21 protein-coding genes and 4 tRNA genes are annotated in these 25,075 nt (G+C 70.2%); 16 read left to right on the top strand and 9 right to left on the bottom strand.

Annotated elements, in window-relative coordinates; all coding sequences use genetic code 11:
• Window positions 1-48 precede the first annotated feature (48 nt).
• Window positions 49-924, bottom strand: coding sequence for a cytochrome (locus tag ACX80P_RS01795; RefSeq protein ID WP_459276306.1), 876 nt, complete (start codon window positions 922-924; stop codon window positions 49-51).
• Between the two features lie 150 nt (window positions 925-1,074).
• Here ACX80P_RS01795 and ACX80P_RS01790 point away from each other — a divergent pair.
• The 5 genes from ACX80P_RS01790 (at window position 1,075) to ACX80P_RS01770 (ending at window position 1,897) form a co-directional block, all read left to right on the top strand.
• Window positions 1,075-1,148: transfer RNA gene (locus ACX80P_RS01790), tRNA-Gly, on the top strand.
• A 52-nt stretch (window positions 1,149-1,200) separates the two neighbouring features.
• A tRNA-Cys gene (locus ACX80P_RS01785) sits at window positions 1,201-1,271 on the top strand.
• A gap of 34 nt (window positions 1,272-1,305) precedes the next feature.
• Window positions 1,306-1,377 (top strand) — tRNA-Val (locus tag ACX80P_RS01780).
• Between the two features lie 29 nt (window positions 1,378-1,406).
• Window positions 1,407-1,480: transfer RNA gene (locus ACX80P_RS01775), tRNA-Gly, on the top strand.
• 165 nt (window positions 1,481-1,645) lie between these two features.
• The gene (locus tag ACX80P_RS01770) at window positions 1,646-1,897 is read left to right on the top strand and encodes an antitoxin (RefSeq protein WP_459276305.1); all 252 of its coding nucleotides are present in this window, start codon (window positions 1,646-1,648) and stop codon (window positions 1,895-1,897) included.
• Between the two features lie 91 nt (window positions 1,898-1,988).
• On the opposite strand, the gene zapE is transcribed toward ACX80P_RS01770, so the two are convergent.
• Window positions 1,989-3,023 (bottom strand): cell division protein ZapE, encoded by a 1,035-nt coding sequence (gene zapE, locus ACX80P_RS01765; RefSeq protein WP_459276304.1) that lies wholly within the window; start codon window positions 3,021-3,023, stop codon window positions 1,989-1,991.
• 275 nt (window positions 3,024-3,298) lie between these two features.
• Between zapE and ACX80P_RS01760 the strand changes: the two genes are divergently transcribed.
• Window positions 3,299-4,216 (top strand): sulfurtransferase, encoded by a 918-nt coding sequence (locus tag ACX80P_RS01760; RefSeq protein ID WP_459276302.1) that lies wholly within the window; start codon window positions 3,299-3,301, stop codon window positions 4,214-4,216.
• Window positions 4,213-4,653 carry a SufE family protein gene (locus ACX80P_RS01755; protein ID WP_459276301.1) on the top strand — a complete coding sequence of 147 codons (441 nt, stop codon included), beginning with the start codon at window positions 4,213-4,215 and terminating at the stop codon, window positions 4,651-4,653. The genes ACX80P_RS01760 and ACX80P_RS01755 overlap by 4 nt, the downstream gene beginning before the upstream one ends.
• Here ACX80P_RS01755 and ACX80P_RS01750 read toward each other — a convergent pair.
• Window positions 4,637-5,896 carry an alpha/beta hydrolase family protein gene (locus ACX80P_RS01750; protein ID WP_459276781.1) on the bottom strand — a complete coding sequence of 420 codons (1,260 nt, stop codon included), beginning with the start codon at window positions 5,894-5,896 and terminating at the stop codon, window positions 4,637-4,639. The genes ACX80P_RS01755 and ACX80P_RS01750 overlap by 17 nt on opposite strands.
• Window positions 5,897-6,011: 115 nt before the next feature.
• Between ACX80P_RS01750 and ACX80P_RS01745 the strand changes: the two genes are divergently transcribed.
• The 9 genes from ACX80P_RS01745 to ACX80P_RS01705 all read left to right on the top strand — a co-directional run bounded on the left by ACX80P_RS01745 (window position 6,012) and on the right by ACX80P_RS01705 (window position 15,863).
• Window positions 6,012-6,500: a hypothetical protein gene (locus ACX80P_RS01745; protein ID WP_459276300.1), complete on the top strand. Its 489-nt coding sequence runs from the start codon at window positions 6,012-6,014 to the stop codon at window positions 6,498-6,500.
• 14 nt (window positions 6,501-6,514) lie between these two features.
• Complete coding sequence (gene msrB, locus ACX80P_RS01740) at window positions 6,515-6,940, top strand: peptide-methionine (R)-S-oxide reductase MsrB (protein ID WP_459276299.1); 426 nt, start codon at window positions 6,515-6,517, stop codon at window positions 6,938-6,940.
• A gap of 234 nt (window positions 6,941-7,174) precedes the next feature.
• Window positions 7,175-8,539, top strand: coding sequence for a DUF6421 family protein (locus ACX80P_RS01735; RefSeq protein WP_459276298.1), 1,365 nt, complete (start codon window positions 7,175-7,177; stop codon window positions 8,537-8,539).
• Window positions 8,536-9,243, top strand: coding sequence for an SDR family NAD(P)-dependent oxidoreductase (locus tag ACX80P_RS01730; protein WP_459276297.1), 708 nt, complete (start codon window positions 8,536-8,538; stop codon window positions 9,241-9,243). The genes ACX80P_RS01735 and ACX80P_RS01730 overlap by 4 nt, the downstream gene beginning before the upstream one ends.
• A 7-nt stretch (window positions 9,244-9,250) precedes the next feature.
• On the top strand, window positions 9,251-10,330 hold the full coding sequence (locus tag ACX80P_RS01725; RefSeq protein WP_459276296.1) for a threonine aldolase family protein: 1,080 nt from the start codon (window positions 9,251-9,253) through the stop codon (window positions 10,328-10,330).
• 53 nt (window positions 10,331-10,383) lie between these two features.
• Entirely contained in the window at window positions 10,384-11,016 is a 633-nt protein-coding gene (locus tag ACX80P_RS01720) for a DUF3000 domain-containing protein (protein WP_459276295.1), read from the top strand.
• Window positions 11,017-11,083: 67 nt separating this feature from the next.
• Window positions 11,084-12,394: an HRDC domain-containing protein gene (locus ACX80P_RS01715; protein WP_459276294.1), complete on the top strand. Its 1,311-nt coding sequence runs from the start codon at window positions 11,084-11,086 to the stop codon at window positions 12,392-12,394.
• A gap of 86 nt (window positions 12,395-12,480) precedes the next feature.
• Entirely contained in the window at window positions 12,481-13,740 is a 1,260-nt protein-coding gene (locus ACX80P_RS01710) for a thiolase family protein (protein WP_459276293.1), read from the top strand.
• Window positions 13,737-15,863 carry a 3-hydroxyacyl-CoA dehydrogenase NAD-binding domain-containing protein gene (locus tag ACX80P_RS01705; protein WP_459276292.1) on the top strand — a complete coding sequence of 709 codons (2,127 nt, stop codon included), beginning with the start codon at window positions 13,737-13,739 and terminating at the stop codon, window positions 15,861-15,863. Before ACX80P_RS01710 ends, ACX80P_RS01705 begins: the two co-directional genes overlap by 4 nt.
• A gap of 181 nt (window positions 15,864-16,044) precedes the next feature.
• Here ACX80P_RS01705 and ACX80P_RS01700 read toward each other — a convergent pair whose 3' ends face one another.
• From ACX80P_RS01700 to ileS, 6 genes are all read right to left on the bottom strand, one after another.
• Window positions 16,045-17,553, bottom strand: coding sequence for an HNH endonuclease (locus ACX80P_RS01700; protein ID WP_459276780.1), 1,509 nt, complete (start codon window positions 17,551-17,553; stop codon window positions 16,045-16,047).
• Between the two features lie 671 nt (window positions 17,554-18,224).
• Window positions 18,225-19,190: an aldo/keto reductase gene (locus ACX80P_RS01695; RefSeq protein ID WP_459276291.1), complete on the bottom strand. Its 966-nt coding sequence runs from the start codon at window positions 19,188-19,190 to the stop codon at window positions 18,225-18,227.
• A 60-nt stretch (window positions 19,191-19,250) separates the two neighbouring features.
• On the bottom strand, window positions 19,251-19,667 hold the full coding sequence (gene ndk, locus ACX80P_RS01690; protein WP_459276290.1) for a nucleoside-diphosphate kinase: 417 nt from the start codon (window positions 19,665-19,667) through the stop codon (window positions 19,251-19,253).
• A gap of 71 nt (window positions 19,668-19,738) precedes the next feature.
• On the bottom strand, window positions 19,739-20,173 hold the full coding sequence (locus ACX80P_RS01685) for a DUF4233 domain-containing protein (protein WP_459276289.1): 435 nt from the start codon (window positions 20,171-20,173) through the stop codon (window positions 19,739-19,741).
• A 20-nt stretch (window positions 20,174-20,193) separates the two neighbouring features.
• A complete protein-coding gene (locus ACX80P_RS01680; protein ID WP_459276288.1) occupies window positions 20,194-21,597 on the bottom strand; it encodes a bifunctional folylpolyglutamate synthase/dihydrofolate synthase in 1,404 nt (467 codons plus the stop codon).
• Window positions 21,590-24,892, bottom strand: a complete 3,303-nt coding sequence (gene ileS / locus ACX80P_RS01675; RefSeq protein ID WP_459276287.1) for an isoleucine--tRNA ligase — start codon at window positions 24,890-24,892, stop codon at window positions 21,590-21,592. Before ileS ends, ACX80P_RS01680 begins: the two co-directional genes overlap by 8 nt.
• Window positions 24,893-25,075 lie beyond the last annotated feature (183 nt).

Below are 25,075 nucleotides of genomic sequence, written 5' to 3'. Positions count from 1 at the left end.
CCCGTCAATCCTAGTGCCGCGGGGTCCCGGGCAGGATCCGGCCGTGCCTCAGGCGGGCAGCGCGGGTTCGGCAGGGATCTGCCGGCTCGGCGGGGGGCCGAGGGGCAGGAGTGCCCGGCCCGCCCCGTCGGCGTCGAGTCCCGCCTCCCACGCACGCCGCAAGGCGCAGAACCGCAGCCAGTGGTTCCTCAGCACCGAGGGATTGGCCCTCATGGCCCGGACCTCGGTCTGCCCGACCGCCACGCCGAGCAGCAGCGGCTGGTCCCCGTGCGCCCACGGCCTCCACTCGCCCGTCTGCGGGTCGACCAGCGATTCCTCGGCCTTCATGCCCGCGACGAGCTGCATGACCACCTTGTCGTCCAGTGCCTTCACGAAGCCGTCGCGGTCGGTGTTCTTCGTCTTGTAGTCGATCAGGCAGGTACGCCCACCGATCGTGGCGACGAGGTCCAGGGTGCCCGCGTAGCCGAGTTCCGTGTTCCAGACCGTCAGTTCGGGTTCCACGGGGCGGACGTCGTAGAGGTCCCACCATTCGTCGAACCGCTGGCCGAAGCCGCCCTCGCCGTTCTCCTCGAGGTCGAGCCGCGCCGCGTCGAGCTCGTCCGGGCGGCCGAGCGCCCGCAGCGCCACCTGTTCGCAGTAGTGGTGCACGCGCGTCCCGCGCAGGGCCGCCTCGTCGCGGTAGCGCTCGGCGGCCGACGCGGCCTCGCGGACGGCGGTGCGCAGCTCGGACGGATTCCCCAGGGCTCCCGGGAGGCGCGGGTCCCGCGCCAGGGCGCTGGCCGCCATGTGGCCGAACCAGCCGCCGAGGGACGAGGGGAGCTGCGAGATGACGGTGGTGATGGAGGGGACGGCGGGCTGCTCCGTCGTGGAGCGGGCGTACATCCGGCCGTGCGGTGTCGCGTGCGCGAGGAGCGGGGCTGTCATGGGTCCAGTCTCTCAGGTGCCTCCGACAGCGGGCGCCGGCACCGATTGGACGAACCCGCGAACGTCCTATAGAGTTTTCTCTCGTTGGAAAACGAAGAAACACCATGAAATGCACAGCATCGAACGGGAGTTTCAAGCCCTTTTTCTTCTGCGGACGTAGCTCAGCTGGCTAGAGCACCACCTTGCCAAGGTGGATGTCGCGGGTTCGAATCCCGTCGTCCGCTCGCAAGTCACTGTATGGCCGGATCCGTCCGGTGACCGGAGCAGTCCGGTCATGGTGGGGTGGCCGAGAGGCGAGGCAGCGGCCTGCAAAGCCGTATACGCGGGTTCGAATCCCGTCCCCACCTCGTTACATGGCGAGCACGAGTACCCCATGGACTTGGGCGATTGGCGCAGCGGTAGCGCGCTTCCCTGACACGGAAGAGGTCACTGGTTCGATCCCAGTATCGCCCACGAAGGCGCCCCCTCGGGGGCGCTTTTTTGCGGACGTAGCTCAGCTGGCTAGAGCACCACCTTGCCAAGGTGGATGTCGCGGGTTCGAATCCCGTCGTCCGCTCTCAGGCCGGTTGTCGGCCGTTGCCCGGTCCTGGCGAGGACCGGGCATTTTTTGTGCTCCGCCGACGGCGAACTGCACCCCCTCCCCCGACTGCACCTCCCCGCCCTGACCTATGCTTGGTGCAGCGGAGACGGACTGCGTCTCCACGACCGAAAGGAGGTGTCCGTGGGTTTATTGGACGGGCTCAAGGGCAAGGCCGGCACCCTCGCAGGTAAGGCGACCGAACTCATCGGCAGCAATTCCGCCACGGTGAAGAACGGCATCGGGAAGGCTGGCGACTTCGTCGACAGCAGGACCCATGGCAAGTATTCGCGCCACATCGACGGAGTGCAGACGAAGGCTTCGGCGATGGTCGACAAGGTCGACAAGAAGGACGGCAAGGGCGACGTCGGCCCTACCTCCCCGCCGGCCGTGTAGCACCCAGCCTGGCAATAAGGAAGCGCCGGTCCCGCCGAGAGGCGGTACCGGCGCTTCTTGCGTGCGAGGGCCCTGCTGCGCCGACCAGGGGCTAGGACGCCACGTCGCTGCCCTGCCGGGCGAGGGCCGTGAGGCGGGAGACCGCCCGGTAGTACTTCTTCATGTAGCCGCCGTGCATCATCTCGTCCGTGAAGAGATGGTCGAAGGTCGTGCCGCTCGCCATGATGGGCACGTCCCGGTCGTACAGGCGGTCCGCGAGGACCACGAAGCGCAGCGCGACGGCCTGTTCCGTGATCGTCTGCACGTTGTGCCAGGCCACCGCGTCCACGCCGTCCAGCAACTGGCGGTACCGGCTCGGGTGCACGTCGGACAGGTGTCGCAGGAGGTCCCCGAACTCGTCCTCGGCGAGGACCCCGCCGGCATAGGACGCGATCCTCTCCCGCAGGCCGGCGTCGTCCATGGCCTCGGGGGCCTGCGGGAGGCCGCGGTGACGGTAGTCCTCGCCGTCGATCCGGGCCACCTCGAACTGGTCCGCCAGCACCTGGATCTCCCGCTGGAAGTCCTCGGCGGCGAACCGCCCGTCCCCCAGGGATCCCGGGAGGGTGTTGGACGTCGCGGCGAGTTTGACCCCGGCGTCGGCGAGTTCGCGCATGAGGCGTGACATCAGGACGGTGTCGCCCGGGTCGTCGAGTTCGAACTCGTCGATGCAGACGAGGCTGTAGCCGCTCAGCGCGTCGACGGTCTTCCGGAACGTGAGGGCTCCCACCAGGTTCGTGTACTCGACGAACGTCCCGAACGCCTTCGGCCCGGAGGACGCGTGCCACAGGGAGGCCAGGAGGTGGGTCTTGCCGACGCCGAAACCGCCGTCGAGGTAGACGCCGGCACGCGTCTCGGGCTTCTTCCCGCCGCCGAAGAACCTGCGGAGCCCCGACGGCTGCGGCTCGTCCACGGAGGCCGCGAAGTCGCGGAGCTTCGAGACCGCCGCCGACTGCGACGGCTGCTGCGGATCCGGACGGTAGGTGTCGAAGGACACCTCCCCGAAGCGGGGTGACGGGTGGAACCCGCTCAGCAACTCATCGACGGAGACCCTGGGGGTGCGCTCTGTGAGGTGTTCGATGGCTGGCACGGATCTGGACCGCTTTCTCTCTCCGGCTGGTGGTGGCGGCAGCGGCCCGCGGGCGGCTGTTCCGCTACGCAAGACTACGGCACGCCCACCCGCGCGGGGCGCCCGGCCGCCGGCCCCGGTACCCCCTTGACGCCTGCCCGCGCACCCTGCCGCGTCCCGGGACGCCGGAAGCAATTGCCCTGCCGCGTCGTTAGGCTAGGAGGAACCACGACCGCCTGTCCGAGGGACGTCACGCGGTCGTGTCCGGACAGCTGACAGCTACGTGAAAGGCCGCAATGACCCTGGCTCCAGATCCGCAGGACAAGTTCGCCGAGTACGCCCATCCCGAGCGGCTGGTCTCGACCGACTGGCTCGCCGCGCACCTCGGCACCGAAGGGCTCGTCGTCGTCGAATCCGACGAGGACGTCCTGCTGTACGAGACGGGCCACATCCCCGGTGCCGTGAAGATCGACTGGCACACGGAGCTCAACGACGAGGTGACGCGGGACTACATCGACGGTGAGGGCTTCGCGCGCCTCATGGCGGCGAAGGGCATCACGCGCGACTCCACCGTGGTCATCTACGGCGACAAGAGCAACTGGTGGGCCGCGTACGCCCTGTGGGTCTTCACGCTCTTCGGCCACGGCGACGTGCGCCTGCTCGACGGCGGCCGGGACAAGTGGGTCGCCGAGGACCGGGCGCTGACCACGGACAGGCCCGACGTCGCCGCCAGCGACTACCCGGTCGTCGAGCGCGAGGACGCGCCCATCCGCGCCTTCCTCAGCGACGTCCTCGGTCACCTGGGCGAGCCGCTCATCGACGTCCGCTCAGGCGACGAGTACACGGGCGCCCGCACCACCATGCCGGCGTACCCGGAGGAGGGCGCGCTGCGCGGCGGCCACATCCCCACCGCCCGCTCCGTGCCGTGGGCCCGTGCCGCCGCTCCGGACGGGACCTTCCGTACCCGCGCCGAACTCGACTCCATCTATCGTGGCGAGGCTGGACTGCAGGACGGCGACGACGTCGTCGCGTACTGCCGGATCGGTGAGCGCTCGAGCCACACGTGGTTCGTCCTCACGTACCTGCTGGGCTTCGACAGGGTCCGCAACTACGACGGCTCGTGGACGGAGTGGGGCAACGCGGTCCGCGTGCCCATCGTCCGCGGCACGGAGCCCGGCGAGGCGCCGGCAGCAGTGCAGGGACGGTCGCGATGACCACGGAGACCGTCCCGGCGAAACTCGCCGAGATCATCGACGACTTCCAGGACCTGACCGAACCGGACCGCCTGCAGCTCCTCCTCGAGTTCTCGAACGGGCTTCCTGCGCTGCCCGAGCGGTACAGCGAGCATCCGGAACTGCTCGAGCAGGTCGTGGAGTGCCAGAGCCCCCTCTTCCTTACCCTGGAGATCGGCGACGGTCCGGGCCGGCCGGTTCACCTCTTCTTCTCGGCGCCGCGCGAGGCCCCGACGACGCGGGGGTTCGCGGGCGTTCTCCTCGAGGGGCTCGACGGCCTGCCGGCCGCGGAGGTCCTCGCGGTCCCGGACGACGTCCCTGACCGCCTCGGCCTCACGCGCGCGATCACCCCCCTGCGGATGCGGGGCATGTCCGCGATGCTGGGACGGATCAAGCGGACGATCAGGGCCGCGCAGTAGCCGCCGGGCCGCGCATCTTCCCGCCCGGGAGGATCCGGCCGAACAGGCGGCCGTCGAGCCAGCGTTCGACGACGGACTCCCACCGCTCCGGGTCCACGTTCCACTCCTTCGTGTGCCGGGCCCGGTGGAACCGCTCGAGCGTGACGAACGTCGGGTTCTTCGCGGCCAGTTCGGCAGAGGGGCCGATGGGGACGAACTCGTCGTCCTCGCTGTGGAGGACCAGGGTGGGCAGGGTCAGCTGCTCCGCACGCGCGATCCAATCCATGCTCTTGAGGTCCAGCGGGGCGGCGAGCCCGGTGATCCTCCGCGCGCGCTGGCTCGCCAGGAGGTACTGTCCGAGCCGGCCGACGGGCGCGGGGATCCGGTTCAGTTCGGCGTGGTGCGCGAGCACCTCCATCCAGTCGATCACCGGCCCGTCCAGGACGAGCGCGGTGATGCGACTCCGGTGCCGGGAGAGGTCCGCCGCCTGCAGCACGATCGCGCCGCCCATGGACCAGCCGAACAGCACCACGTCGCGGGCGCCGTGCGTCATCGCGAAGTCGATGGCGGCGTCGACGTCGTGCCACTCCGTCATGCCGAGGCCGTAGCGCCCGTCCGGTGCGGCGGGTGCCTCGCCGTCGTTCCGGTAGGAGATGACCAGGCTGGTCAGCCCGAGGCGCCGGGCCGGGGTGAGGGCGCGCAGCGCCTCGGCGCGGGACGCGCCGCGTCCGTGCACCATAATCGCCCAGGTGCCCGTCGGCGCCTCGGCGCGGACCAGCCAGGCGGGGGCCGCGCCGCCCTCGACGGGGATGAGCACCTCCTCGTCGGCGAAGCCCATGGCGGACGGCGAGAGGTACACGGCGCCGCCCCACCAGCCGCGGGTCGCGGCAGCGAGGTCCCCGGCGTCGACCCTCTCGACCACGCGTTCCACGGTGCCCTCGCGGGGGACGTAGGAGCGGATGGCGCCGATGCGCGCCTGGCCCGCCCCTCCGGCGAAGTGCAGGCTGTAGGTGCCCTCGACGGTCGTGTCGTCGTTGGCGGGGAGGATGACCGTCTGGCTGCCCGCGGAGCCGACGACGGCGAGGATGTCGAGGTTCTCGTCGCGGACGCGCGCCGGCGTCACGACTTGCCGAGCGAAGTACACCGCGAGTCCGGAGACGGCGCCGGCCGCCGAGGATGCGAGCGCGGCCCCCGCCCCCACGCCGAGCGCTGTCCACTTGAGCCAGGGTGCAGTGCCCTGTTGCCCTGCATCCGGTGACGTCATCGATGTCATGGTCCATTTCTACCCTGCGGCGCCGAGGGCCGTCGATTCGGGGCCCGTCGCCGGTGCGTCGGGGTCGACCGGGACGGGCCGCGGGGCCCGGCAGTACAGTGGCGCCATGACGCAAACAATCCTCGTCCTGAGCGAAGAAGCACTGACCGGCCCGGACCTCCGCAACCTGCGCACGCTCCGGGGAGAGGAGGAGCTGGTGGAGGTCGTCGTCCTGATTCCCGAGGACGCCAGCGAGTCCGTGCTGGGCGAGTTCTTCCGTCACCTGAGCCTGCTCGAGGTGGGCGAGGCGTTCCGGACCTTCTCGGCCGACGACCGCCGTCACGACGAGGCCGCCGCCCGGGCCGCCCTCAAGACCTCGCTGCAGCTCCTCATGGACGACGGCTTCGCGGCCCGCGGGCGGACGACGAGGGAGAACCCCGTGGAGGCCATGATCCAGGAGGCAGCCGCCAGCGGGGCCGCGCAGGCGGTGGTCATCACCCGGCCCCACGCCCTGGCGGACACGTTCCACACGGACTGGGCCAGCAAGGCACAGGCCAAGCTCGGCATCGCCGTCCTGCACCTGTACTCGGGCTCGGGATTTATTGGTGACTCGTAGGCGTTGCAGGAACCATGACCACCGAACGAGAGAGCTACCGGCCAGAGATCGACAAGTCCGACGACGAGTGGCGGCAGGAGTTGACCCCCCAGGAGTTCCAGGTCCTGCGGAAAGCCGGCACGGAACGCCCGTACACGGGCGAGTACTACGACGCCAAGACCGCGGGCACCTACGAGTGCCGGGCGTGCGGCGCGGAACTGTTCACCAGCAACGAGAAGTTCGACTCGCACTGCGGCTGGCCCTCGTTCTGGGCGCCACTCGCTGAGGACAAGGTCCGCTACCTGCATGACCGGTCGCTCGGCATGGAGCGCATCGAGGTGCGGTGCGCGCGGTGCGACTCCCACCTCGGGCACCTTTTCAAGGGCGAGGGCTTCGACACACCGACCGACCAGCGCTTCTGCATCAACTCCATCTCCATGAAGCTGGTCGCAGCCGAGTAGGCGCTCCCTCCGTGACGGCGCCGGGAGGACCGCACCGGAGGCCGGCCCCGAAGGGCCGGCCTCCGGTGCTTCCACGGGTGCTGTGAAGGCCGGCTGATCCTTCCCTCGTCCGCGCCCCATGCCGAGCATAAGAGTATCTGCTGCTCGAGGGCGCTGGGTGTAAGAGTTGCTGTTCTCATTGCTAGGCTCGCCGCAACGGACCAGCAACCATCCCGACGAGAGAGAGCAGCAGCCATGACCGTCACCCCCCTCGCACCTGCCCACAGCACACCCCAGGACACCGCAGCGTGGAAGAGCCTCAAGGCCGCGGCCCATGCGCTGCAACTCCTGCAGGTCAAGGACGGTTCCATCCCCGACGCCGAGCACCACGCCGCGGCGACGGAACACACCGGGCGGATCATCGCCGCGGTGGAGGCGCTGGCTCCCCTCTTCCCCCACGACGCCGACTACCTCGCGCGCACCGTGACGGCCTTCGAGGCGTGGCGCTCCAGCGGCTTCGCCGTACCGGACTTCCTCGAACCGCTTTTGGCCTTCCAGCCCCAGCTGGACCGCACGGACGGCCTCCGGCACCTCGTCGTCTTCCCCATGTACACCCAGAACGGCAGCACCAGCCGGCTCGTCGAGGCCGTGCTCATCGAGGTGCTGTGGCCCGAGTTCATCGCCGAACTGGAGGCCGGCGACTACTCCAACGCCCTCTTCGTCCCCATCAGGTTCCTCGACTTCACCGAGGGATACAGCACGAACTCCGCGGTGCTCTTCCCCGAGACCGTCGCCGTGAGCCGGACCCCGACCTTCACCTGGGGCGCCATCTTCGCCGACCGGGAGGCCGCACGATTCCGCCGGGTGGTCCGCGCGGCCGCCGACATCACGCGGCTGGACCTCCCCGCCGAGGCGCTCGAGCTGCTGGAGGACCAGAAGCTCGCGGAGGAGACCTTCGTGATGTGGGACCTCATCCACGACCGCACCCACATGCGCGGCGACCTGCCCTTCGATCCGTTCATGATCAAGCAGCGCATGCCCTACTTCCTCTACTCCCTCGAGGAACTGCGCTGCGACCTGACGGCCTTCCGCGAATCCGTGCGCATCGCCAAGGACGACGACGCCTCGCCCGAGGCACGCCGGCATGCGCGGCTCGTGCAGTACGCCGTGATCTTCGATCGCATCTTCCGCTTCAGCATCACGGGCAGCCGCGTGCGCAACTACGACGGCCTCGGCGGCCAGCTCCTCTTCGCCTGGATGCACCAGCACCGGGTCCTCCACTGGACGGACACCAAGCTGACCATCGACTGGGACGAGGCGGCCGACGTCGTCGTCGCGCTCGGTGAGCAGATCGAGCAGCTCTACTGGCGGTCCATCGACCGCCCCAAGATCGCTCACTGGCTCGCCGCCTACGAGCTGGTCGCCGGCACGGTCACGCCGCATCCAGCCTCCGTCTGGGCGAAGGGACCGGACGCGCTCGAGCTGATGGGCCCACCGCGCGCCCTCACCGATGCCGTGCTCGACGACGAGTTCCCCCTGTCCATGTTCTTCGAGGCGCTGGACCGCAAGATGAAGCCCGTCATCGAATCCACCGCCGGCATCACGGCGGACGCGGCATGAGCGGCGGCGCCGGCGGCCGGACCGCCGTCGTCGCCGGCGCCACCAGCGCCTCCGGCATCGCCCTGACCCGGCGACTGGTCGCCGACGGACTGACGGTCGTCGCCGTGGGCTCCCACGCGGGCCGCCTCGACGCGGCGTTCGCGGACCTCGACGGCGTCGACCGCCAGGCGTGCGACCTCGCGGACGAGGCTGCGGTCGGGGACCTCGCCGACCGGGTGCGCGCCGACCACGGCGGCACCGACGCCCTGTTCCACCTCGTGGGCGGATGGCGCGGCGGCAAGGGCATCACCACGCAGACCTCGGAGGACCACGCCTTCCTCCACCGCTCGGTCTTCGTGACACTGTTCAACACCAGCCGGGCCTTCTACGACCAGCTGGCCGGACGCGGCGGCCGGCTCGCCGCCGTCTCCGCCACGGCCGTCGCGGCGCCCACCGCGCCGAACGCGTCCTACGCCGCGGTGAAGGCCTCCGTCGACGCCTGGCTGCAGGCCGTCGCCGACGGCTTCACCCGGGACGGCACGACGGCGGCCGCGACCGCCGTCGTCGTCAAGGCCCTCGTGGATGACGCGATGCGGGAGCAGCACCCCGAGCGGTCGTTCCCGGGCTACACGCACGTCGACGACCTCGCGGCGATCCTCGCCGGCCTGCCCGGGCTGCCCGCCGCGGAGATCAACGGGACCCGCATCGACGCGGTTCGGGGATAATAGGGCCGTGACCGACACCCTGAACCCCGTGGCCCCGCCCGCCTCCCTCCACGACCGCACCCAGCGCAGCTTCGCGTCCGACAACTACTCGGGGGTGCACCCCGAGGTCCTCACCGCCATCGCCGCCGCGAACGAGGGGCACCAGGTCGCCTACGGCGAGGACCAGTACACGGCGCGCCTGCTGGAGGTGATGGAGCACCACTTCGGCGACGGCATCTCCATCTACCCGGTCTTCAACGGAACCGGCGCGAACGTCCTCTCACTGCAGTCGATCCTGCCGCGCTGGGGAGCCGTCATCTGCCCGCAGACCGCCCATATCAACGTCGACGAGAACGCGGCACCCGAGCGCGTGGGCGGCATCAAGCTCCTGGCCGTGCCCACGCCGGACGGCAAGCTGACGCCCGAGCTGATCGACCGCGAGGCGTGGGGCTGGGGCGACCAGCACCGGGCGCAGCCCCTGGCCGTCTCCATCACGCAGACCACCGAGCTCGGCACTCTCTACACGGTCGCCGAGATCAAGGCCATCGCCGACCACTGCCATGCCCGCGGGATGCGCCTGCACATGGACGGCGCGCGGCTCGCGAACGCGGCGGCGGCGCTCGGCCAGCCCCTCCGCGCCTTCACGCGGGACGCCGGCGTGGACATCCTGTCTTTCGGCGGGACCAAGAACGGGCTCATGTTCGGCGAGTGCGTCGTCGTCCTGAACCAGGAGGCCTCCACGGGACTCGAGTACCTCCGCAAGCTCAACATGCAGCTCGCGTCGAAGATGCGATTCGTCTCCGCCCAGCTCATCGCGCTGCTCGAGGGCGACCTGTGGCTCCGCTCGGCGACCCATGCCAATGCCATGGCGGCCCGCCTGACCGAGGGCGTCCGGAGGATCCCGGGTGTGACGCTGACGCAGGAGACCACCGCGAACGCGGTCTTCGCCATCCTGCCCCCCGGGGCGGCTGACCGCATCCGCGAGAGCTTCCGGTTCTACGACTGGGACCAGGCCACCGGCGAGGTCCGCTGGATGTGCTCGTTCGACACCACCGAAGAGGACGTCGACGCCTTCATCGAGGCGATCCGCCGGGACGTGTCCGCCTGAGGGCTCCGGCGCGCCGCCCCTGCGAGCGGTTCCGCGGGGCATAGCCTGCGGGAGTGAGTGCAACCGGTGGCGTGCCGCAGCTTCCCGACGAGTTCCTCGACGCCCTCGCGGGTCTCCGGAGGGCGGCGCGCCGCAGCGAGATCCGCCTCGACGAGATCCCCGCCCCCTCCCGCCTGGCGCCGTTCGCCGTCGCCCTCGGCGCCGAGGTGTTCGGAACGACGCCGGCCCCGACCCCCGTCCACGGGCCGGTGCGGTCCTTCGTCCTCCCGTCCGACCCGCAGGAACTGGCGACGGGCCGCTTCATCCTCCTCCACGACCCGGCCGGCTCCGAGGTCTGGAACGGCAGGTTCCGGATCGTGACGTACATCCGTGCCCAGCTCGAGGCGGACATGGGCAACGACGCCCTCCTCGGTTCCGTGGCATGGACGTGGCTCGTGGAGGCCCTGCAGAACCACGGTGCCCGCCACCACAGCGCGGGCGGGACCGCCACGAGGATCCTGTCCGAGAGCTACGGCACGCTCGAGGACCGCGCCGACACCATCGACATCGAACTCCGGGCCTCCTGGACGCCCGCCACCTCCGATGTACGGCGCCACCTCGAGGCCTGGACGGACATGGTGTGTACCTTCGCCGGCCTCCCGTCGCTGCCCGACGGCGTGGCCCACCTCCCGCACCGCCGGTCGTGACGCCACCCTGCCACGGGACGGGAACGCCGTCCGGCTGCTGGAGGCTCCGGGATAGACTGAAAACACCATGAGTTCCCACATCTCCGAACAGACGGACAGCGTCGAAGCGTCCGATCCCGCCGACACCGGCACCACCGAAGCACTCCCCCTCCTCACCGAACCGCGCGACGGCGTGCCCCTCGTCATCGACACGCAGGCAGGCCTCGAACGCGCCGCCGCCGCCCTCGCCGCCGGGACGGGACCGGCCGGCGTCGACGCCGAGCGGGCGTCGGGCTTCCGGTACGGGCAGCGCGCCTTCCTCGTGCAGATCCGCCGTGAGGGAGCGGGGACCTGGCTCATCGACCCGGAACCGTTCCGCGACCTCCGCATCATCGACGACGCCCTCGACGGCGTCGAGTGGATCCTGCACGCCGCCAGCCAGGACCTGCCCTGCCTCTCGGAGCTCGGCATGTGGCCGGACCGGCTCTTCGACACCGAGCTCGCCGCGCGGCTGGCCGGGCTCCCCCGGGTGGGCCTCGCCGCCGTGATCGAGTCGCAGCTCGGTTTCACCCTCGCCAAGGAACACTCCGCGGCGGACTGGTCGAAGCGGCCCCTGCCCGAGCCGTGGCTCCGCTATGCGGCACTCGACGTCGAGGTCCTCACCGAACTGCGGGACAAGCTGGCCGCGCTCCTCGCGCAGGACGGCAAGCTCGGCATCGCCGAGGAGGAGTTCGAGCACATCCGCAGCACTCCCCCGGCCGAGCCGCGCGTCGACCCCTGGCGCCGCACCTCCGGTCTGCACCAGCTGCGCGACCGCCGACAGCTCGCTGCCGTACGGCAGATGTGGCTCGAGCGGGAGGACCTCGCGCAGCGCCGTGACGTCGCTCCCGGCCGGCTCATCCCGGACTCGTCCATCGTCGCCGCGGCCAGGGCCATGCCGTCCACGGTCCCCCAGCTGCTGGCCACCAAGGGGTTCCACGGCCGGGCCGCGCAGAAGGAGGCGCCGCGCTGGATCCGGTGCATCGCCGAGGCGCAGAAACTGACCGACCTCCCGCCCCTGCACGTCTCCTCGAACGCTCCTCCGCCGCCGCGCGTCTGGGCGGAGAAGGACCCCGAGGCCGCGGCCCGGCTGCAGACGGCGCGGCCCCGGGTGGGGCAGCGGGCCGAGACACTCGGGATGCCCGTGGAGAATCTGCTGACTCCGGACTATCTGCGCCGCATCGCCTGGCGTCCTCCCGCCGAGATCTCGCTCGAGTCCGTCTCCGCGGCCCTCGCGGACCTCGGCGCGCGTGCCTGGCAGATCGAGCAGGTCGCGGCGATCATCACCGTCGCATTCCTCGACCCGGACCCGCTGCCCGTCAAGGGCGGCCCGGGCACCCAGGACGCGGCCGCCGGCTGACCGAGCCTCACCCGGGCTGCCGCTTGCACGCCATGTTACTGGCCAGTAACATATTGGCGGATCAACATCTCAAAGAGGAGCACCAGGTGAGCCTAGAAACCGGGACCACACCCACAGGCCGGACGTCGCGCGCATCACGCGCCGTCCGCGACGTCGTCTTCGTCGACGGAGTACGGACCCCCTTCGGCAAGGCGGGTGACAAGGGCATCTACGCCGGGATGCGCGCCGACGACCTCGTCGTGAAGTGCATCCGCGACCTGCTGCGCCGCAACCCCTCCTTGCCGCCCGAGCGCATCGACGACGTCGCCATCGCCGCCACCACCCAGACCGGCGACCAGGGCCTCACGATCGGCCGTACAGCCGCCCTCCTGGCGGGGCTCCCGCGCACCGTTCCGGGCTTCGCGATCGACCGCATGTGCGCCGGCGCCATGACCGCCGTGACCACCACGGCGTCCGGGATCGCCTTCGGCGCGTACGACGTCGTCATCGCCGGCGGCGTCGAGCACATGGGCAACCATCCGATGGGTGCCGGCGCTGATCCCAATCCGCGGTTCCAGTCCGAGCGCATCGTCGACCCCGCGGCCCTGAACATGGGCAACACCGCGGAGAACCTGCACGACCGCTTCCCCGCCATCACGAAGGACCGCGCCGACGCCTACGCCGTGCGCAGCCAGCAGAAGCTCGCGGCGGCCTACGAGGAAGGGCGCATCCAGCCGGGTCTCGTCCCGGTCGCCGGGAAGAAGCCCGGCGCGGGCTGGACCCTGAACAGCGTCGACGAACCCCCGCGCCCCGGCACCACCGTCGAGGACCTCGCGGCGCTGCGCACCCCGTTCCGGGCCCACGGCCGCGTGACCGCAGGCAATGCCGCGGGACTGAACGACGGCGCCACCGCGGCCCTCCTCGCGTCGGCGGACGCCGCCGCGGAACTGGGGCTCCCGGTCCGCATGCGCCTGGTCGCCTACGCCTTCGCCGGCGTCGAACCGGAGGTCATGGGCATCGGGCCCGTGCCCGCCACGGAGAAGGCCCTGCGCCAGGCAGGTCTGGACATCGGCGACATCGGGCTCTTCGAGATCAACGAGGCCTTCGCCGTCCAGGTGCTGAGCTTCCTCGACCACTTCGGGATCGATGACGACGACCCGCGCGTGAACCGCTACGGCGGCGCCATCGCCGTCGGGCACCCGCTCGCCTCCTCCGGTGTCCGCCTCATGAACCAGCTCGCCCGCCAGTTCGAGGAGGACCCTGCGGTTCGCTACGGGATGACCACCATGTGCATCGGCCTCGGCATGGGCGCCACCGTCATCTGGGAGAACCCTCACCACGAGCACTACGGACAGGATGCAGCATGAGCTTCGACCGCTACGACGAACTGGCCGCGCTGGTTCCCACCGAGATCGTCACCCACTCCTACGTCCAGGACGTCACACTCCCCGAGGGTGCCGGGGTTCTCGCGCTCATCACCCTCGACAACGGCCTCGACCACTCGAAGCCCACGACCCTCGGGCCCAATACGCTGATCGAGTTCGGCCGCACGCTCGAAGGCCTGAAGGACCGCGCGGCGCGCGGGGAGATCTCCGCCGTCGCCGTGACCGGGAAGCCCTACTTCCTCGTCGCGGGCGCCGACCTCAGCACCGTCAAGAGCGTTCGGTCCGAACACCTCGGCCGCCTCATGGCGGAGCTCGGGCACGAGGCGTACGACCTCCTTGCCGACATGGGAGTGCCGAGCTTCGCGTTCATCAACGGCGTCGCCCTCGGCGGCGGCCTGGAGATCGCCCTGGCCGCGAACTACCGCACGGTGTCCTCGGGCGCCAACGGCATCGGCCTGCCCGAGGCCTTCATCGGGCTCGTCCCGGGCTGGGGCGGCGTCTACCGCCTGCCCCGCCTGATCGGCCCCGCCAACGCGGTGAAGGTCATGATCGAGAACCCGCTCAGCAACAACCGGAGCCTCGACGGCAGGGCCGCCTATGAGCTCGGCATCGCGGACGCCCTCTTCGAGCCCGCAGACTACATCGAGCAGTCCCTGCTCTGGGCGGCCGGGGTGATCAACGGCGGCAAGGCCGCGGCCGCCGTCGAGCAGCGCCGTGCGGGACTCGCCCGGTACGACGACGACGCCTGGACCGGTGCCGTCGCCGCCGGTCGACGGTTCGTCGAGGCGAAGACGAGCAACGCCGCACCGGCTCCGGCACGCGTGCTCGACCTCCTCGAGGGAGGCCTGGCCTCTTCGCAGAAGGAATCGGCAGCGGCCGAGTGCACGGCGCTGGCCGAACTCATGCAGACGCCCGAGTTCCATGCCACGGTCTATGCTTTCCTGGACCTCGTGCAGAAGCGCGGGAAGCGACCCGCAGGGGCGCCCGACAGGAAACTCGCCCGCCCGGTCACGAAGATCGGCGTCGTCGGTGCCGGTCTCATGGCGAGCCAGCTCGCCCTCCTGTTCGCCCGGCAGCTCAAGGTGCCGGTGGTCCTGACGGACATCGACCAGGCGCGGGTGGACAAGGGTGTGGCGTACGTCCACGCCGAGGTCGACAAGATGCTCGGGCGGAAGCGCCTGTCGCAGGACGCCGCGAACCGCACGAAGGCGCTCGTCTCCGGCTCCGTGTCCAAGGACGTCTTCGCGGACGCCGACTTCGTGATCGAGGCCGTCTTCGAAGAGCTGTCGGTCAAGAAGCAGGTGTTCGCGGAGGTGGAGGCTGTCGTCTCGCCCGAGTGCATCCTGGCGACCAACACGTCCTCCCTGTCCGTGGCCGAGATGGCCGCGGACCTGGTGCACCCGGAACGCGTGGTCGGGTTCCACTTCTTCAACCCCGTGGCGGCCATGCCGCTGCTCGAGGTCGTCCGCGCACCGAAGACCGACGACACCGTGCTCTCCACCGCCTTCGTCCTCGCGAAGGGCTTGAAGAAGAACGCCGTCCTCGTGCAGGACGCGCCGGCGTTCGTGGTGAACCGGATCCTCGGCCGGATGTTCGGCGAGATCACCGCGGTCTTCGACGAGGGGACGGATGCCGAGACTGCGGATAACGCCCTCCGACCCATGGGCCTGCCCATGACCCCGTTCCGGTTGCTCGCCCTGGTGGGCCTGCCCGTCGGGCAGCACGTGCAGGAGTCGCTGCACACCGCGTTCGGTGACCGCTTCCACGTCTCGGCGAACCAGCAGAAGCTGATCGACGCCGGGGTGAAGGGCCTGTGGGAGAAGCAGGAGGACGGTTCCTTCCTGGTCCCCGAGCAGACGCTGGCGTTGATGGACCGCGGGGACAGCCCGTCGTCCTCCGACGAGGTCCTGCACCGCACGCAGGACGCCCTGGCGGACGAGATCGGGCGCATGCTCGACGAGGGCGTCGTGGCGGCCCCGGAGGACATCGACCTGTGCATGATCATGGGCGCCGGCTGGCCCATGCACCTGGGCGGCATCACCCCGTACCTGGACCGCGTCGGGGCGTCCGAGCGCGTGAACGGGAAGCGATTCCACCAGGGCTGAGACAGCGCCTGACGGACAGGAGAGGCCCCGATCCATCGATCGGGGCCCTCCCTGTGCTCGTTGTGTCCTCGTGTCGTCGCGTCCGCGCTTCTGTGGACTGCGGGCGTCCGAGACCGGACGGCGGGCGGAATGGGGATCCCGAGGTCGACGGGCTACCCCGACCGCCGATCTGCGTGGTGCATCAGGCGAAGACCAGGTCGACCCGCCGGGAGTAGCGGGGAGTTGGTGCGACGTGATTTCCTGGTGGACGGTCTGGGTGCCTGGGCGGGCGAGGGTGTCCGCAGGTTCGCTGCTCGCGTTCGCTCTGTCTGAGATCGTTCTGCCCGCGTTCGCTCTGCCCGCTCCCAGGCAGAGGTGGCGCCGTGGAGTGGTAGGTGTGGCCGGTGGGTGTACTGATCCCGATGGTGTGTCGGGCTCCGGGACCAGGACTGGGAGGCGCTGTTGCTTCCCAGCCGGGGAGTTCCTTGATGTGGTTGCACGCTTCGCAGAGCCCGGCACCGTTGGAGAGGTTCGTGGGCCCGTCGGAGTGCCAGGGGACGATGTGGTCGTAGTGGCGGATCGGGGCATCACAGTACGGGGTCCGGCACAGATGGTCCCGGGCCTCGATGAACCGGCGCTGTCCGGCCGTGAAGAGTCTCGCTCTGGAGTCGGCCGCGATGAGGTCCCCACTCCCGGGGGCGGTGTACAGGCGGCGGAGCCATACCTCGACGTCACGGCCGGATGCGGAATCGGGCGTGTTCCCTGCTACGGAGCCGGCGGCGTGCCCGACAGGTTTCGCAGTGCCCGGCCCTGATGCGCGCTGGAACGCCTGCCCACTCGCCTGCCCGATGGGCTTGTCGGCTGCCCGGCCCGAAGGCTTCCGGCTGGTGAGAAGATCTCGTGCCCAGCCGGCGGGGACGATCCCGTAGCCGGGGAGCCGGGCCGGTTCGCTGTCGCCCTGGAAGAGGGTGCGGTCGGTCATGATCAGCTGCACCTCGACCCGGGAGAACCCGCCCGGGGTGCCCGTGGTCCGCTCCACCAGGGCGTCCGCCATCAACTGGCCCCGGCTGCGCTGATCCCCTGTGGCGCGTTCGGCATCGGCGTGCCGGGTCAGCTCCGCGTGCACCGCCACCCCCTCGGCCACCGGCAGCAGGGCCGTCAGATACGTCATGGTGTCCGGAGCCGGCCGCAGGCTCACATGCCGGTCGTTCGCGGCGTGGCTGGCCCGCTGGGTCACCGAGCGGGGGTCCCGCCGGTACGCCGCCGCCCGGACCGCGGCGACGATCTGCCGGTCCCCGGCCCCAGCGAAGGTGCCCGTATCGGCGGCCAACTCCTCATCGACCGCGCACCGATCCGCAGCGGACAGGCACGCCGTCTCCCGGACCAGCAGGGTCGCCCGCCACTCGTTCAGCGACCCCGCCTCGAGGGCCGCCCTGGTGTGCGGCATCTCCGTCACCAGAGCCCGCGCCAACCCCAGCAGGCGCCCACCCCGCGCCGGGGACTCCCGCCGGGCCAGGGCGATCTGCGCGGCTACCCCCTTCCCCAGCTCCGCCACCGGGACACCGGCCGCCGCCTGGGCCCGGCGCTCGGACAGGTCGAAGGCCACCGCGGCCCGGGCCTGCCGGCCGGCGATCAAGGACTTCAGCTCCTCACAATCCCTGATCTCGTCGATGGACTCGGCGCCACCGGCACTAGGCGGGATGGAAGCCATCGCACCGATCAGATCCCGCACACACCCAACGCGCACGAAACCAGCCGGTACAGCACCCGGTGCGACGCCGTCGATGGCGACGGCACCAGACGAGGCAGGGACCGAGGAGATGGTGGCAGACGAGGCTGCATCAGACGGCACGGTAACCTGCCGTACAGCGGCGCCGGACAGGGTGGTCGGCTCGATGAGACCCCGCAGCTGCACGATCAGTTCAGCGCTCCCGGGCCCCTCCAGATGGGATGCCACCGCGCTCATCAGAACCTGCACGGAGTCAGTCGAGACAGCCGGGGACGGACCTCCGCCCCGCCGCGAAACACCACCGGTAACGGTCATTTCGAGCGGAACATCCCTGCTGCTGTCCATACTGAATTCTCCCCGCCGCCACCGACATTTCGAGGTCGCCCGCATTCGACGCCGAGGGAAGAGATCACCAGTAATTGAGGCGACCGAACCAGATGGGCCCCCTACTCGACGAGTGGTCCCGAGCGGCGCCGGGCGGCGTCCTGCTTCCTGCAGTGGTGCTGCATGCCTCCCATCGCCCTCGCTGAGGACGGGATCATCCTGTCGATCGCCGTGGACGCGTTCCATGCCCGAGCGGCGTCGGGGTCCCGGCTTCGGAGCAACGGCAGGCGTAGCCGCACAGACAGCACCGATCCCCGGGTCGGTCCAGCTCAGGCCGCCGGTCGCGGGAAGATCCCGTCGAGTTCCGCGAGGTCATCGTCCGACGGCGTCCACTCGGCCGCTGCCGCGTTCTGCCGCACCTGCTCGGGGGACGTGGCGCCGGCGATCACGGACCCGACCGCCGGCTGGGCCGCGAGCCAGGAGAAGGCAACCTGGACCTCGGTGAGATCCCGCTCGGCCGCGAACGCGCTGAAGGCTTCGAGCTGGTCCCAGTCGGCGGTCTCCAGCACGTTCCTGCGTGAGTGGGTGAGCCTGCTGCCGGCAGGGGTTTCGTCCCGGCGATACTTGCCCGTGAGCAGTCCGTTGGCGAGGGGGAAGTACGGCAGGACACCCAAGCCGTAGGCCTCGACGGCGGGGACCACCTCCCGTTCGAGGCGGCGGTCCAGCAGGCTGTAGGGGTTCTGCGCGGAGATGAAGGGCGTGTACCCGCCGCTGCGGGCCGTGAACTCGGCCTCGGCGATCTGCCAGCCGGCGAAATTGGAGTGCCCGACGTAGCGGACCTTCCCGCTGGTGACGAGGTCGTCGAGGGCCGCGAGGGTCTCCTCGATCGGCGTCTGCGGGTCAGGGGCGTGGTACTGGTACAGGTCGATCCACTCGGTGCCGAGGCGCCGGAGCGAGGCCTCGACCGCCCGGATGATGTAGCGGCGGGAGCCACGGGCGCCCCAGTCGGGCCCGTTGACGCCCTCCATGTCGAGGCCGAACTTCGTGGCCAGGACGACGTCGTCGCGCCGGGAGCCGAGGGCCTTGCCCAGCTGCACCTCGCTGACGCCGGGCGCCCTGCCGTACATGTCGGCGACGTCGAACAGGGTGATCCCGGCGTCGATCGCCGCGTGGACGACGGCGTCGGTGCCCTCCTGTGACTCGGAGGTGGTGCCGGCCCGGCCCAGGTTGTTGCAGCCGAGCCCGACGGTGGAAACGCTGAGTCCCGAGGAACCCAGTCTGCGATAGGTCATCATGGCCCTAACCTACCAAAGCAGTTGCCCCGGGCACTCGACCCGGGGCAACTGCTGGTGCGATCAGGCGAACCAGATCCCGATCTCCCGCTCGGCGGACTCAGCGGAGTCGGAGCCGTGCACGAGGTTCTGCTGGACCTTCAGGCCCCAGTCGCGGCCGAAGTCGCCACGGATCGTGCCGGGGGCCGCCGTCGTCGGGTCCGTGGTTCCGGCGAGGGAGCGGAACCCCTCGATGACGCGCTCGCCCTCGAAGACGGCGGCGACGATCGCGCCGCTCAGCATGAACTCGACGAGCGGCTCGTAGAACGGCTTGCCCACATGCTCGGCATAGTGCGCCTCGAGCAGGTCACGGGTGGCGTGCACGCGCTTCAGTTCGGCGATGGTGTAGCCCTTCGCCTCGATACGGGACAGGATGGTGCCCGTCAGGCCGCGGGATACGCCGTCGGGCTTGACGAGGACGAGGGTGCGCTCAACGCTCATGGGGTCTCCTGGGGGTGCATGCGCCGTCGCGGACGGCGCGGATGGGACAACTGGTTCCGGGTTCGACTCTACTAAAGGCCCTGCTCGTCGGGGTTCGCCTTCTCCCACTCGGCCTGCAGGCGGTCCCGCTCCACGTTCTCGCGGTCCACGCGCGTCCCCTGGCGAATCCCGTAGAGCCAGGTCAGGGCGAACGCGAGGCCGACGGCGAACATGACGGGTTCGAGGAAGCCCCCGGCGATGAGGACGAGCTGGAGGATCCAGCCGAGGGCGATGCCCCACTTCTTCGTCAGGACGGCGCAGGTGAGCACCAGCACCACGCTGAGGAGGAGACCGGAGGTCAGGATGAGGGCCGGGGAGATCTCGTCGCGGCGCAGGCCGAAGACCGCGAGCGTCGCGAAGAACACCACGAACGCCTCGAGGACGAGGATCGTCGAAGCGAACAGGACCTTCGTGGAGCGCCGCTTCTTCGGCATCCCGGGCCGCCACTCGCGCTGCGCCCTGGTCATGCGTCGTGCCATACGCCGGCCTACTTCCCCAGGAGGGTGCGGGTTTCCCCGACCACGGTGATGGACCCGGTCACGAGGACGCCCCCGGCGAGGTCGTTGTTCTCCTCGGCCTTCATGACCGCCCACTCGAGGGCGTCGTCGAGGCCCGGGAGGATGGTGATGTTCTCCTCCGCGAACCCCGCCGAGAGGGCTGCCTGCAGCAGGTCGGCGGCGGGAACGGAACGGGGCGACGTCGACTGCGTCAGGCAGACGTCCTCGAGGATGCCGCCCAGCTCCTCGTGGAGCTCCGCCAGGATACCGGCGGCGTCCTTGTCCTCGAGGACCCCGATGACGAGGACGAGACGGCTGAAGTCGAACGCCTCGTTGACACCCCTGGCCGCGGCGCGCGCCCCGGCCGGGTTGTGGGCCGCGTCCACGATGATGCTCGGCGCGGTCCGGACCACCTCGAGGCGACCGGGCGAGGTGACGGCCCTCAGTCCGTTGCGCACGAGTTCGGTCTCCAGCTCGCGCTCACCGCCCCCGAGGAACGCCTCGACGGCGGCGACGGCGACGGCCGCGTTCTCGGCCTGGTGCTCGCCGTGCAGCGGGACCAGCAGTTCGCCGTAGCGGCCGGCGAGCCCCGTGATGGACACCACCTGCCCGCCGACGGCGACCGTGCGGGACTCGACGCCGAACTCGACGCCTTCGAAGCGGAATTCCGCCCCGACCTCGCGGGCCCGCTCGAGGAGGACCTGCGCGGCGTCGCGGGGCTGGATCGCGCTGATGAGGACGCTCCCGGGCTTGATGATGCCGGCCTTCTCGAGGGCGATGTCCTCGACGGTGTCACCCAGCAGCTCCGTGTGGTCGAGGGAGATCGGCGTGACGACAGCCACCTGTCCGTCGCCCACGTTCGTGGCGTCGGTGATCCCGCCGAGCCCCACCTCGATCACGCCGACGTCGATCGGCTCGTCCGCGAAGATCGCGAACGCGAGGATCGTGACGCACTCGAAGTAGGTCAGCCGTGGCTCCCCGGAGACGAGGAGTTCGCCGTCGACGATGTCGAGGTAGGGCTTGATCTCGTCCCAGACCCTGACGAACGTCTCGTCCCGGACGGGCTCCCCGTCGATGCTGATGCGCTCCGTGACCCGCGAGAGGTGCGGGCTGGTGAAGCGCCCGGTGCGCAGGTCGTGCGCCAGCAGGATGCTCTCGATCATCCGTGCGGTCGAGGTCTTCCCGTTGGTGCCCGTGATGTGGATGATCGGGAACGCCCTGTTGGGCTCGCCGAGGATCTCCATCGCCCGGTGGAGCGGCGCCATGCGCGGCTCCATCCTGTTCTCCGGGGCACGGCTGAGGAGCTCGGCGTACACGCTCTCGACCGAGAAGGCGTCGAGTCCGGCACCGCTTCCGGTGCCGTCGCCGCCGTCCGTGCCGACCATGTCATCCATGCTGCTGCTCCTGCTTCTCGACGGTGATGGTGAAATCGGAGCCCCCGCCAGGGACGGCCTCGATGCGCAGCTCGAGGGTCAGCGTCTCGGCCCGGATCAGCTCGGCGTTCGCCTCGAGCGCCCCGACCTGCTCGGAGGCGACGCCGACGGTGGTCCGGATGCGGTCGCTGATGTCGAGGTCGGCGTCGCGGCGCGCCTGCTGGATGGCACGGATGGCGTCGCGGGCCGTGCCTTCCGCTGCGAGCTCAGCCGTCACCTCGGTGTCCAGGACGAGGAACCCGCCGCCCGGCAGGACGGTCACGGCCTTCGACGCGGCGTCGTTGCCCTCCACCACGGTGTCGAGCGTGTACTCGTGCGGCTCGAGGGCGAGGCCGCCGGCGGTGACGCCGCCGTCGTCGCCGACCTGCCAGTCGCCCGACTTCGATGCCTTGATCACGGCCTGGACGTTCTTGCCCAGGCGCGGTCCCGCCGCGCGGGCGTTGACCACGAGCCGCTGGGTGATGCCGAACTCGGCGGGTTCGGCGTCGGCCGAGTCGATCAGGCGGACGTCCTTGAGGTTCAGCTCGTCGGCGATGATCGCGGCATACTGCCCGGCAAGATCCGCGGCACCGGGTGCGACGATGGTCAGTTCGCGGAGCGGCAGCCTCACCCGGAGATTCGCGGCCTTGCGCAGGCTGGATCCGACGGAGCACACCTGGCGGGTACGGTCCATCTGATCCACGAGGTCGGGGGCGGCGGGGAACGCCGTCGCCTCGGGCCAGTCCGTGAGATGGACGGACCGGCCGCCCGTGAGTCCCCGCCAGATCTCCTCCGTGACGAGGGGCAGCAGCGGGGCCGCGACCCGGCACACGGCTTCGAGGCACGTGTAGAGGACGTCGAACGCGTCGGTGTCCTCGTCGAAGAAGCGCTGACGGCTGCGGCGCACGTACCAGTTGGTGAGGGTGTCGAGGTAGCGGCGCAGGGATTCGCAGGCGTCGCTGATCGTGAAGGCGTCGAGCGCCGTCGTGAGATCGCGGACGAGGTTCCCCGTATTGGCGAGGATGTAACGGTCGATCGGCTCGCTCAGGAGCGCGGCCGCCTCGGGCGTCACCGTCCTGGCGTCGTAGCCCGCGCCGCCGTTCGCTGCATTGGTGTAGAGGCTGAAGAAGTGCCAGACGTTCCACAGCGGCAGGATGACCTGGCGGACGCCGTCGCGGATGCCCTGCTCCGTGACCACGAGGTTGCCGCCCCTGAGGATCGGGGAGGCCATGAGGAACCAGCGCATGGCGTCGGAGCCGTCGCGGTCGAAGACCTCGGAGACGTCCGGGTAGTTGCGCAGGCTCTTGGACATCTTCTGCCCGTCGGAGCCCAGGACGATGCCGTGGCTGATGACGTTGCGGAACGCCGGCCGGTCGAACAGCGCGGTGGACAGGATGTGCAGCATGTAGAACCAGCCGCGGGTCTGCCCGATGTACTCCACGATGAAGTCCGCCGGGTTGTGGGTGTCGAACCACTGCTCGTTCTCGAACGGGTAGTGCACCTGCCCGTAGGGCATGGACCCTGAGTCGAACCAGACGTCCAGGACGTCCTCGACCCGGCGCATGGTGGACTGCCCGGTCGGGTCGTCCGGGTTGGGCCGCGTGAGCTCGTCGATGAAGGGGCGGTGGAGGTCCACCTCGCCCTGCGTGTTGAGGGGCAGGCGTCCGAAGTCCGCCTGGAGTTCGGCGAGCGAGCCGTAGACGTCGGTGCGCGGGTACTCGGGGTTGTCCGACTGCCAGACGGGGATGGGGCTGCCCCAGAAGCGGTTGCGGCTGATCGACCAGTCGCGCGCGTTGGAGAGCCACTTGCCGAACTGGCCGTCCTTGACGTTGCCCGGGATCCAGGTGATGTCCTGGTTCAGTTCCACCATGCGGTCGCGGATCTTGGTCACCTCGACGTACCAGGAGGAGACGGCACGGTAGATGAGCGGGTTGCGGCAGCGCCAGCAGTGCGGGTAGCTGTGCACGTAGCTGGACTGGCGCACGAGGCGCCCCTCGGACCTCAGGACGCGCGTGATGTGCCGGTTGGCCTCGAAGACCTGCAGGCCCACGATCTCCGCGAGCGGTCCCTTCCCGAACAGGGGGAGGAACTTCGCGCCCTCGTCCACGGAGAGGATCACCTGGATGCCGGCGTCCTCGCAGACCTTCTGGTCCTCCTCGCCGTAGGCGGGTGCCTGATGGACGAGGCCGGTGCCGTCCGTCGTCGTGACGTAGTCGGCGACGAGGATGCGGAAGGCGTTGCGGTAGCCGCCCTCCTCCGGATCGGCGAGGTAGTCCCACAGGGGCTCGTAGGTGAGGCCCTCCAGCTCCGTACCGGTGTGGCGCGACGTGACGGCAGCGCGTGCGGCGGCGGCGTCGGCGAAGCCGAGGTCCTTGGCGTAGTTGCCGAGGAGCTCCTCGGCGAGGAGATAGCGTCCGGCTTCCCCGTCACGCTCGCCGCCGACGACGACGTAGCTGATGTCCGGCCCGACGGCGAGCGCCGCGTTGGTGGGCAGCGTCCACGGCGTGGTGGTCCAGGCGAGGGCCTGCACACCGGCGAGGTCCTTCGCGAGTTCCGTGGCCCCGCCGAGGATCGGGAACGTGACGGTGACGGTCTGGTCCTGGCGGTCCTGGTAGACGTCCTCGTCCATGCGCAGCTCGTGGTTGGACAGCGGCGTCTCGTCGTTCCAGCAGTACGGCAGCACGCGGTACCCGTTGTACGTGAGGCCCTTCTGGTGCAGGGTCTTGAAGGCCCAGAGGACGGACTCCATGTATTCGGGGTTGAGCGTCTTGTAGTCGTTGTCGAAGTCGACCCACCGCGCCTGGCGGGTCACGTAGTCGCGCCACTCCCCCGCGTACTTCATGACGGAGGCGCGGGAGGCCTCGTTGAACTTGTCGATGCCCATGGCGAGGATCTGCTGCTTGTCGGTCATGCCGAGCTGCTTCATCGCCTCGAGTTCGGCGGGCAGGCCGTGCGTGTCCCAGCCGAAGCGACGCTCCACGCGGCGCCCGCGCTGGGTCTGGTACCGGCCCACGAGGTCCTTGGCGTAGCCGGTGAGGAGGTGTCCGTAGTGCGGCAGTCCGTTGGCGAACGGGGGTCCGTCGTAGAACACGAACTCGTTGGAGCCGTCGACGCCGGCCTCCCGGTTGTCGATGGACGCCTGGAAGGTGCCGTCCTGCTGCCAGTAGCGGAGGACGCGCTCCTCGAGTTCGGGGAAACGCGGGGACGCGCCGGCGCCGGAGACGGGGGTCGCGCCGTCGTCGTCGGGCGACACTGCTTTGGGGTAGATCTGCGGCATGGGTCTCATCCTGTGTACGGCGGCGTCGGAAGGTGCAGGAGTCCTGCCGTGAGGACGGGCACCCATTCCATCCACCGCCGGTTGCCTGACCGGCCGCGAAGGTCCTGGACCCGCGGTACCACCTCACTTGCCGCCGTCGTCCGCCGTGCCGCTCCTCGCGGGCACACCGGGCGGGGCTGCCGC

The organism is Arthrobacter arabinosi, from assembly GCF_054511115.1.
This window is presented reverse-complemented; position numbering and strand designations above follow the sequence as displayed.

Coding starts and splice junctions, on each gene's coding strand:
- ACX80P_RS01795 (WP_459276306.1), bottom strand. CDS start 924: ATGACAGCCCCGCTCCTCGCGCACGCGACACCGCACGGCCGGATGTAC.
- ACX80P_RS01760 (WP_459276302.1), top strand. CDS start 3,299: ATGACCCTGGCTCCAGATCCGCAGGACAAGTTCGCCGAGTACGCCCAT.
- ACX80P_RS01755 (WP_459276301.1), top strand. CDS start 4,213: ATGACCACGGAGACCGTCCCGGCGAAACTCGCCGAGATCATCGACGAC.
- ACX80P_RS01750 (WP_459276781.1), bottom strand. CDS start 5,896: ATGACGTCACCGGATGCAGGGCAACAGGGCACTGCACCCTGGCTCAAG.
- ACX80P_RS01745 (WP_459276300.1), top strand. CDS start 6,012: ATGACGCAAACAATCCTCGTCCTGAGCGAAGAAGCACTGACCGGCCCG.
- msrB (WP_459276299.1), top strand. CDS start 6,515: ATGACCACCGAACGAGAGAGCTACCGGCCAGAGATCGACAAGTCCGAC.
- ACX80P_RS01735 (WP_459276298.1), top strand. CDS start 7,175: ATGACCGTCACCCCCCTCGCACCTGCCCACAGCACACCCCAGGACACC.
- ACX80P_RS01730 (WP_459276297.1), top strand. CDS start 8,536: ATGAGCGGCGGCGCCGGCGGCCGGACCGCCGTCGTCGCCGGCGCCACC.
- ACX80P_RS01715 (WP_459276294.1), top strand. CDS start 11,084: ATGAGTTCCCACATCTCCGAACAGACGGACAGCGTCGAAGCGTCCGAT.
- ACX80P_RS01705 (WP_459276292.1), top strand. CDS start 13,737: ATGAGCTTCGACCGCTACGACGAACTGGCCGCGCTGGTTCCCACCGAG.
- ACX80P_RS01700 (WP_459276780.1), bottom strand. CDS start 17,553: ATGGCTTCCATCCCGCCTAGTGCCGGTGGCGCCGAGTCCATCGACGAG.
- ACX80P_RS01695 (WP_459276291.1), bottom strand. CDS start 19,190: ATGATGACCTATCGCAGACTGGGTTCCTCGGGACTCAGCGTTTCCACC.
- ndk (WP_459276290.1), bottom strand. CDS start 19,667: ATGAGCGTTGAGCGCACCCTCGTCCTCGTCAAGCCCGACGGCGTATCC.
- ACX80P_RS01685 (WP_459276289.1), bottom strand. CDS start 20,173: ATGACCAGGGCGCAGCGCGAGTGGCGGCCCGGGATGCCGAAGAAGCGG.
- ACX80P_RS01680 (WP_459276288.1), bottom strand. CDS start 21,597: ATGGATGACATGGTCGGCACGGACGGCGGCGACGGCACCGGAAGCGGT.
- ileS (WP_459276287.1), bottom strand. CDS start 24,892: ATGCCGCAGATCTACCCCAAAGCAGTGTCGCCCGACGACGACGGCGCG.